The organism is Sabulicella flocculans (genome assembly GCF_045449635.1).
Classification (GTDB): Bacteria; Pseudomonadota; Alphaproteobacteria; order Acetobacterales; family Acetobacteraceae; genus Roseococcus.
The window spans coordinates 1-7,008 of sequence record NZ_JBJJBR010000041.1; the positions used below are offsets into that span (position 1 = coordinate 1).

The 7,008-nt window shown below is 77.0% G+C and carries 9 protein-coding genes and 2 tRNA genes; 4 read left to right on the forward strand and 7 right to left on the reverse strand.

Annotated elements, in window-relative coordinates; genetic code table 11:
* From ACI6QG_RS19265 to ACI6QG_RS19275, 3 genes are all read right to left on the reverse strand, one after another.
* The coding region (locus ACI6QG_RS19265; protein ID WP_407024724.1) for a GTP-binding protein at positions 1-123 on the reverse strand (123 nt) is incomplete at its 3' end.
* A gap of 77 nt (positions 124-200) precedes the next feature.
* Positions 201-274, reverse strand: a tRNA-Gly gene (locus tag ACI6QG_RS19270).
* A gap of 60 nt (positions 275-334) precedes the next feature.
* Positions 335-417, reverse strand: a tRNA-Tyr gene (locus ACI6QG_RS19275).
* A gap of 86 nt (positions 418-503) precedes the next feature.
* On the opposite strand from ACI6QG_RS19275, the gene ACI6QG_RS19280 reads away from it, so the two are divergent.
* Together ACI6QG_RS19280 and ACI6QG_RS19285 are read left to right on the forward strand one after the other, a co-directional pair.
* Complete coding sequence (locus ACI6QG_RS19280) at positions 504-1,088, forward strand: DUF2459 domain-containing protein (RefSeq protein ID WP_407026212.1); 585 nt, start codon at positions 504-506, stop codon at positions 1,086-1,088.
* A 77-nt stretch (positions 1,089-1,165) separates the two neighbouring features.
* Entirely contained in the window at positions 1,166-1,849 is a 684-nt protein-coding gene (locus ACI6QG_RS19285) for an SH3 domain-containing protein (protein WP_407026213.1), read from the forward strand.
* A gap of 232 nt (positions 1,850-2,081) precedes the next feature.
* Here the strand turns inward: ACI6QG_RS19285 and ACI6QG_RS19290 are convergent, their stop codons facing one another.
* On the reverse strand, positions 2,082-2,498 hold the full coding sequence (locus tag ACI6QG_RS19290; RefSeq protein WP_407026214.1) for a hypothetical protein: 417 nt from the start codon (positions 2,496-2,498) through the stop codon (positions 2,082-2,084).
* Between the two features lie 109 nt (positions 2,499-2,607).
* On the opposite strand from ACI6QG_RS19290, the gene ACI6QG_RS19295 reads away from it, so the two are divergent.
* Positions 2,608-3,168 (forward strand): NifU family protein, encoded by a 561-nt coding sequence (locus tag ACI6QG_RS19295; protein ID WP_407026215.1) that lies wholly within the window; start codon positions 2,608-2,610, stop codon positions 3,166-3,168.
* Positions 3,169-3,171: 3 nt separating this feature from the next.
* On the opposite strand, the gene ftsY is transcribed toward ACI6QG_RS19295, so the two are convergent.
* The 3 genes from ftsY to dapF form a co-directional block, all read right to left on the reverse strand.
* Positions 3,172-4,089 carry a signal recognition particle-docking protein FtsY gene (gene ftsY / locus ACI6QG_RS19300; RefSeq protein ID WP_407026219.1) on the reverse strand — a complete coding sequence of 306 codons (918 nt, stop codon included), beginning with the start codon at positions 4,087-4,089 and terminating at the stop codon, positions 3,172-3,174.
* Between the two features lie 209 nt (positions 4,090-4,298).
* The gene (locus ACI6QG_RS19305; RefSeq protein ID WP_407026216.1) at positions 4,299-5,477 is read right to left on the reverse strand and encodes a radical SAM protein; all 1,179 of its coding nucleotides are present in this window, start codon (positions 5,475-5,477) and stop codon (positions 4,299-4,301) included.
* Entirely contained in the window at positions 5,474-6,340 is an 867-nt protein-coding gene (gene dapF, locus ACI6QG_RS19310; RefSeq protein ID WP_407026217.1) for a diaminopimelate epimerase, read from the reverse strand. The genes ACI6QG_RS19305 and dapF overlap by 4 nt, the downstream gene beginning before the upstream one ends.
* 59 nt (positions 6,341-6,399) lie before the next feature.
* On the opposite strand from dapF, the gene ACI6QG_RS19315 reads away from it, so the two are divergent.
* A partial coding sequence (locus ACI6QG_RS19315; RefSeq protein ID WP_407026218.1) for a hypothetical protein occupies positions 6,400-7,008 on the forward strand: 609 nt, incomplete at its 3' end.

The following is a 7,008-nucleotide window of genomic DNA, read 5'->3' on the forward strand; positions in this document are numbered from 1 at the left end:
CCCACCCGCCTTCGCCAGCACCTTGGTGATCGCCGCCGTCAACGACGTCTTGCCATGGTCCACATGGCCGATCGTCCCGATGTTGCAGTGCGGCTTGTTGCGCTCGAACTTCGCCTTGGCCATCGTCACTCCGCTCCGAAAAAGAAATGCCGTTTCCCGGCCACGGCCCGGTGGGGAAGCCCATGCGGCGAGCAGGACCCTGGAGCGGGTGAGGGGAATCGAACCCCCGTAGCCAGCTTGGAAGGCTGGTGCTCTACCATTGAGCTACACCCGCGCGGGGCGAGAGCCATGAAGGAAAGGAGCGGGACAAGCCCGCCCGCCCTGCCAGGAGATATGGAGGGGGCTGGATTCGAACCAGCGTAGGCGCAAGCCAACGGATTTACAGTCCGTCCCCTTTAGCCACTCGGGCACCCCTCCGCACGAGGCGAGAGCGCGGGCCTTCAAGCCCGTCCGCGCGCCGCTGTCAATCTTGCGCGGCGCCGTTTCCACCCCTCCTTGGCCGCATGGCCCGCCTGCCCGCCCTGCTGCTGCTGCCCCTCGCCGCCTGCGCCGGGCGCGAGCCGCCGCCCTGCCCGCCGGGGCACGAGGCCGCGCTGGCCGTGCTGGACCGCGGCATCCACGCCGAGCTGAACGTGGAGGCCGCCGCCCTGGTGGGCCGCCCCCGCGCCCTGGCCCGCGGCGCGCCCGCCCTGCGGCTGGGCTACGGCAAGGCGGGCTTCTTCGACATCCCGGGCGGGCCGGGCATCGTCGCCCACGCGCTGGCGCCGCTGCCCGGCCCGGCGGTGATGGAGGCGCTGCCGGTGGCCGCCCTGCCCGACCCGGCGGTGGATGCGCCGGCCTATGCGGTGCCGCTGCGCGACCCCGGCGGCTTCAACGCCTTCCTGGACGCCACCCTGCCCGAGGGCCCGCTGCCGCCCGGCCGCTTCCTGCCGGCCCGGCCCGGCTATTCCCTGCTGCACACCTGCAACACCTGGGTGGCGCGCGGCCTGGGCGCGGCGGGGCTGCCGGTGTCCTCCGCCGGGACGGTGCGCGTGTCGGGCATCGTCGCGCAGCTGGCGGCGGTGCCGGGGGCCTGCCGGCTGCGCTGAGGCCGGGGCGGGAAAAACGCATGCTGCGTGACGGGAATCGCGCGCCCCGCCGGCCCGGCGTGGTCTAGGCTGCGGCGATGCGCGCCCTGCTGCTCCTGCCGCTGCTGCTGCTGCCCGCCTGCAAGGAGGAGGCGCCGCGCGCCCCCGCCGGCGACCCGCGCGCCGCCGAGGCCCGCGCCGCCGCCGAGGCCGCGCTGGCCCCGCGCCTGGCCGGCGGCGCGCTGCGCGGGGTGCAGGCCTTCGGGCAGGCGCAGGGCGGCGCCTTCGCGGTGTGCGGCCGGCTGGACCCCGGCCCGGCCGAGCCGCTGCGGCCCTGGGTGGCGCTGGTGGCCTTCGAGCGCAACGCCCCCGCGGTGCAGTGGCTGGTGCTGGCCGGCGCGCCGGCCGACACCGCCCGCGCCTTCGCCGAGATGACCGACCGCTGCTTCGAGGGCGGGGGCACCGCCCGCGGCGCCCCGCGCCCCCCAGCCACCTTGCCGCCCCCAACCGAGCCACCCCGCGCCGAGCCACCCCGCGCCGCCGCGCCCGAGGCGCCGCCCGCGGCAGCGGCCCCCGCCCCCGCCGGCCGCACCGTCACCACCAGCGAGCGCACGCCGGTGAACCTGCGCGCCCGCCCCGGCGGCGGCGGCGAGGTGCTGCGCACCGTGCCCCGCGCCACCCGCCTGGAGGTGTTCGCCGAGGCGCCGGGCGGCTGGCTGCAGGTGGGCCAGGGCGGCACCCCCTGGGGCTGGGTCCACCTGTCGGTGCTGAGCCTGTACTGACGCGGCGACGACGGACCGGCGCGCGCCCGGCGTGCGGGTCGCGCCGGGGCTCCGCCCTGGCGCGGAGCAGGCCATGCAGGACAGGAGGGGCCCGGGGCGCGCGCAGCCGCGCGGCCGCCCCCTACGCGGCGGCCACCCCGCGGCGAAAGGCGCTCCTTCCACCCGGGGCCCCCGCCGCGGCGTCCGCCTGTCGCCGTTGCGACGGGCGGACGCCGCGGTGGGGACTCTCCCGTCAGGCCCACCGCGCATAGGCCTCGGCCACGCTGCGCGCCGGCGCGGCCTGGGCCATGGTGGGCAGGGGGTCGGCCTCGCCGGCCAGGGCGGCGCGCAGCCGGTCCACCGGGCGCGTCATCTCCACCGCGCTCATCACCCCAGCCAGCACCATGCCCAGCGGCCCGCCCAGCACCCCCGCCCCCAGCACCCGCATGGCGGGGTGGATCTCCGCCCCCGTCGCCGCGCGGTAGATCATGCCCACCCCCGGCAGGTGATGCAGCGGGTTCAGCCCTTCCAGCACCTCCTCGAAGGTGATGGCGCCGGGGATGGGGATGGCCTCGTCCGGGCCCAGCGGCGGGCCGCCATCGGCGGGCTGCGGCACCTCGGCGGAGCCGGCGGGGCGGAACGCCAGGCGGATCGGGTCGCTCACCATCATGCCCTGGCTTCGCAAGCGCCATGCCAGGGCCGCGGGGCCGGCGGCTTGCACGCGGCCGCAAAGAGGACCATTTGCGTCCGGAACCCGCCCCACCGCGCAGGACCCCCGCATGTTCATCGAGACCGAAGGCACCCCCAACCCCGCCACGCTGAAGTTCCTGCCGGGCCGGGACGTGATGGGCGCGGCCGGCACCGCCGACTTCGTGGCCGGCGACGACACCTCGCGCTCCTTCCTCGCGCATCGGCTGCTGGCGCTGCCGGGCGTGGCCCGCGCCTTCCTCGGCTCGGACTTCATCACCGTCACCAAGGACGATTCGGTGGAGTGGCAGGCCCTGCGCCCGCAGGTGCTGGGCGCCATCATGGAGCACTTCCTGGCCGGCCTGCCCGTCATCGAGGGCGAGGACGCGGCGGGCGAGGAGGATTACGACCCCGCCGACGCCGAGGCCGTGGCCCAGATCAAGGAGCTGCTGGACACCCGCGTGCGCCCCGCCGTGGCCGGCGATGGCGGCGACATCGTGTTCCGCGGCTTCCGCGACGGCGTGGTGCGGCTGAAGATGCAGGGCGCCTGCTCGGGCTGCCCGTCCTCGCGCGCCACGCTGAAGCACGGGGTGGAGAACATGCTCCGCCACTACATCCCCGAGGTGCTGGCGGTTGAGCAGGTCGAGGCCTGAGGGCTACTCCAGCCCGACCAGGGCGCGGGCGAAGGCGCGCGCCTCGAAGGGACGCAGGTCGGCCGCCGTCTCGCCCACGCCGACGGCGTGGATGGGCGTGCCGAACTCCTGCGCCAGCGCCACCACCACGCCGCCCTTGGCGCTGCCGTCCAGCTTGGTGACCACCAGCCCGGTCACCGCCACCATCTCGGTGAAGACGCGCAGCTGGGAGACGGCGTTCTGCCCGGTGGTGGCGTCCAGCACCAGCAGCACCGAATGCGGCACCGCCGCGTCCTGCCGCTTGAGCACGCGCACGATCTTGCGCAGCTCCTCCATCAGCGCGGACTTGTTGTGCAGCCGGCCGGCGGTGTCCACGAACAGCACGTCCGCGCCCACCGCCCTGGCGCGGGACAGCGCGTCGAAGGCCAGCCCGGCGGCGTCGGCGCCGTCCTTGGCCGGGGCCACCACCTCGGCCCCCGTGCGGCTGCCCCAGACCTGCAGCTGCTCCACCGCGGCGGCGCGGAAGGTGTCGCCGGCGCACAGCACCACCTTGCGGCCTTCCTGGCGCTGCTGCTCGGCCAGCTTGGCGATGGTGGTGGTCTTGCCGGTGCCGTTCACGCCCACCACCAGCACCACGTGCGGCGCATGGGCGGGCGCGATGGCCAGCGGCTGCGCCACGGGGGCCAGGATGGCGGCGATCTCCTCCGCCAGGGCGCCCTTGATCTCCTCCTCCGTCGCCTCCTTGCCGAAGCGGGTGCGGCGGAAGCCGGCGACGATGCGCTGGGCGGCAGCCACGCCCAAGTCGGCGGCGATCAGCGTCTCCTCCAGCTCCTCCAGCGCGGCGTCGTCCAGCTTGCGCCTGGTGAAGACGCCGGTGATGGAGCCGGTCAGCTTGGCGGTGGAGCGCGACAGCCCGGCCTTCAGCCGGCCCAGCCAGCCCATGCGCGTCTCGCCCGGCGGCTCGATCACCGGGGCCGGGGCTTCCTGGGGAACCGGGTCGCTGACCGGCTCGGGCGTGCTGGGCGGCGGGGCCTCGGGCGGGGGCTCCGGCGCGGTTTCGGGCGGGGGCGGCTCCACCACCGGGGGCGGGGTGGGCGTCACCTCCGGCGTGCCGGAGCCGGTGACGCGGCGCCACAGGTCGCGCAGGGCCATCAGGCGGCCTCCCCGCGCAGGGTGGCGCCGTCCGTGTCGGTGATGCGCGCGCGCACCAGCGCGCCGCGCGGCGCCGCCAGCGCCACCGGGACGAGATGCGCGGAATGCCCGCGCTGGTCGGATTCCATCAGCACTTCCTCCAGGCATCCCACCCGGCCGCGCAGGAAGCGCGCGCGCGACGCCGCCGCCGCCGCGCGCAGCCGCGCCGCGCGCTCGCGCCGCAGCGGCACGGGCAGGGCCGGCATGCGCGCGGCCGGCGTGCCGGGGCGGGCCGAATAGGGAAAGACGTGGGCGAAGGCCAGCCCGGCCTCCGCGATGAACTGCTCCAGCCATGCGTGCTGCGCCTCGCTCTCGGTGGGGAAGCCTGCGATCAGGTCCCCTCCCAACGCGGCGCCGGGGCGCAGGTCGCGCGCGCGGCGGAACAGGGCCAGCAGGCCGGCGTGGCGGTGGCGGCGGCCCATGCGCTTCAGCACCAGGTCCTCCGCGTGCTGCAGCGACAGGTGCAGGAAGGGCGCCAGCCGCTCCTCCTCGGCCCACACCGCCCAGAAGCGCTCGTCCAGCGCCGCCGGGTCCAGCGAGGACAGGCGCAGCCGCGCCAGCCCGGGCGCGGCGCGCAGCACGGCGCGCACCAGCCCCGGCAGGTCGGGGTGCGACGCCAGGTCCACGCCCGACAGCACGATTTCCCGGTGGCGCTCCGCCAGCGCGGCGGCGCGGCTGGCGGCCTCGGCCACCGGCAGGGCGCGGGCCGGGCCGCGGCCCCGGGGGATGACGCAGAAGGTGCAGGCGTGGTCGCAGCCCTGCTGCACCGCCAGCACGGCGCGGGTGCCGCCGCTGGCCGCCGCCACCACCGGCGCCCCGCGCGGGATGGGCCCCACCGGGGCGTCCCAGCTGGCCGGGTCCAGCTTGGCGCCGTTGCCGATGACGCGCGCCACCCCGGGCAGCGCCGCCCAGGCGGCCGGCGCCACCTGCGCGGCGCAGCCGGTGACCAGGATGGGCCGCGCGGGGTCGGCGCGGTGGGCGCGGCGGATGGCCTGGCGGGCCTGCGCCTCGGCCTCGGCGGTGACGGCGCAGGTGTTGACCAGTAGCGCCCCCGCCCAGCCGGCGCCCGGCGCCAGGGCGCGCATCGCCTCGCTCTCGGCGGCGTTGAGCCGGCAGCCGAAGGAGAGCGCCTCCGTCACACCGCCACCTCGCCGGTGAAGGCGGTGGCGACGGGGCCGGCCATCAGCACGTGGCCATCCGCCGCGCGCCATTCCAGCTGCAACTCGCCGCCCGGCATGGCGATGGTGGCGGCGCGCCCGCACAGCCCGCGGCGATGCGCGTTGACGATGGCGGCGCAGGCGCCCGAGCCGCAGGCCAGCGTCAGCCCCGCCCCGCGCTCCCACACCACCAGGCGGATGCGGTCCGGCGCCTCCACGCGGGCGAAGCCGATGTTGGCGCGGTCGGGCAGCAATGGGTCGCGCTCCAGCGCCGGGCCGAGGGCGGCGGCGTCCAGGCCGTCCTCGAAGAAGGTGACGTGCGGGTTGCCCATGGAGCACGCCGCGCCGTCCAGCCCCGCCATCGGCACGTGCAGCGTGTCCATCTCCCGCGCCAGGGGCACGTCCTGCCAGCCCAGGCGCGGCGGGCCCATGTCCACCTGCACCGTGCCATCGGCCAGGCGCTGCGCCGCCAGGATGCCGCCGCGGGTGCGGATGGCGATGCGCGCGCGGCCCGTCTCCTCCAGCACCAGCGAGGCCGCGCAGCGCGTGCCGTTGCCGCAGGCCCCGGCCTCCGAGCCGTCGCTGTTGTGGAAGCGCAGGAAGACGTCGGCGCCCTGCGCGTCGTCCTCCAGGGTGATGAGCTGGTCGAAGCCCACGCCGCGGTGGCGGTCGCCCAGGCGCGCGATGGCGGCGGCGTCCCGCAGGCCGGCGCGGGCATCCGGCAGATTGTTCCCGCGCGCATCCGGCATGCTGTTCCGGCGTGCATCCAGCACGCTGTTCCGGCGTGCATCCAGCACGACGAAGTCATTGCCGATGCCGTGCATCTTGCGGAAGGGAAGGCGCATGGCAGGCATATAGGCGCTTCCGGGTTGAGCGGCCATGCGCCGGGGCCTATCTCGCCCCCATGCGTGCCCTCCTCCTCCTCGCGCCCCTGCTCCTGCTGGGCTGCGGCAGCCGCTACAGCGCCGACGAATACGCCACCCGGGCGGTGCAGCAGGCCAACCCGGTGCAGCGCGGGGTGGTGGCGGGCTCGCGCCGCGTCGCCATCGCGGCCGATGGCACGGCGGGCGCGGCGGCCGGCGCGGCGGCAGGCGGCGTGGTGGGGGGCGTGGCCGGCGGCAACCGCATCACCAACGCGCTGGGCGCGGTGGGCGGCGGGCTGGTGGGCGGGCTGATCGGCACCGCGGCCGAGCGCGCGGCGGTGAACGCCGAGGCGACCGAATACATCATCGCCGTGCCCAGGGACGGCCGGGACGAGCTGGTGAGCGTGACGCAGCGCGACGCCGTGCCCATCCCGATCAACACCCGCGTGCTGGTCATCAGCGGGGCGCAGGCGCGGGTGGTGCCGGACTACCTGCCGGCCGGGGCGCCGCTGCCGGCCACGCTGCCCGCGCCCGCCCCCGCGCCGGTGCAGGCCGCCCCGGTGCAGGCCGCCCCGGTGCAGTCGGCGCCGGTGCAGGCCGCGCCGCTGCCTCCGGTGGCACCCGCCGCGGCGCCGCAGGCCGCGCCCGCG

Bases quoted from the DNA above. Each gene is read 5' to 3' on its own strand.
- ACI6QG_RS19280 (WP_407026212.1), top strand. From the start codon at position 504: ATGGCCCGCCTGCCCGCCCTGCTGCTGCTGCCCCTCGCCGCCTGCGCC.
- ACI6QG_RS19285 (WP_407026213.1), top strand. From the start codon at position 1,166: ATGCGCGCCCTGCTGCTCCTGCCGCTGCTGCTGCTGCCCGCCTGCAAG.
- ACI6QG_RS19290 (WP_407026214.1), bottom strand. From the start codon at position 2,498: ATGATGGTGAGCGACCCGATCCGCCTGGCGTTCCGCCCCGCCGGCTCC.
- ACI6QG_RS19295 (WP_407026215.1), top strand. From the start codon at position 2,608: ATGTTCATCGAGACCGAAGGCACCCCCAACCCCGCCACGCTGAAGTTC.
- ftsY (WP_407026219.1), bottom strand. From the start codon at position 4,089: ATGGGCTGGCTGGGCCGGCTGAAGGCCGGGCTGTCGCGCTCCACCGCC.
- dapF (WP_407026217.1), bottom strand. From the start codon at position 6,340: ATGCGCCTTCCCTTCCGCAAGATGCACGGCATCGGCAATGACTTCGTC.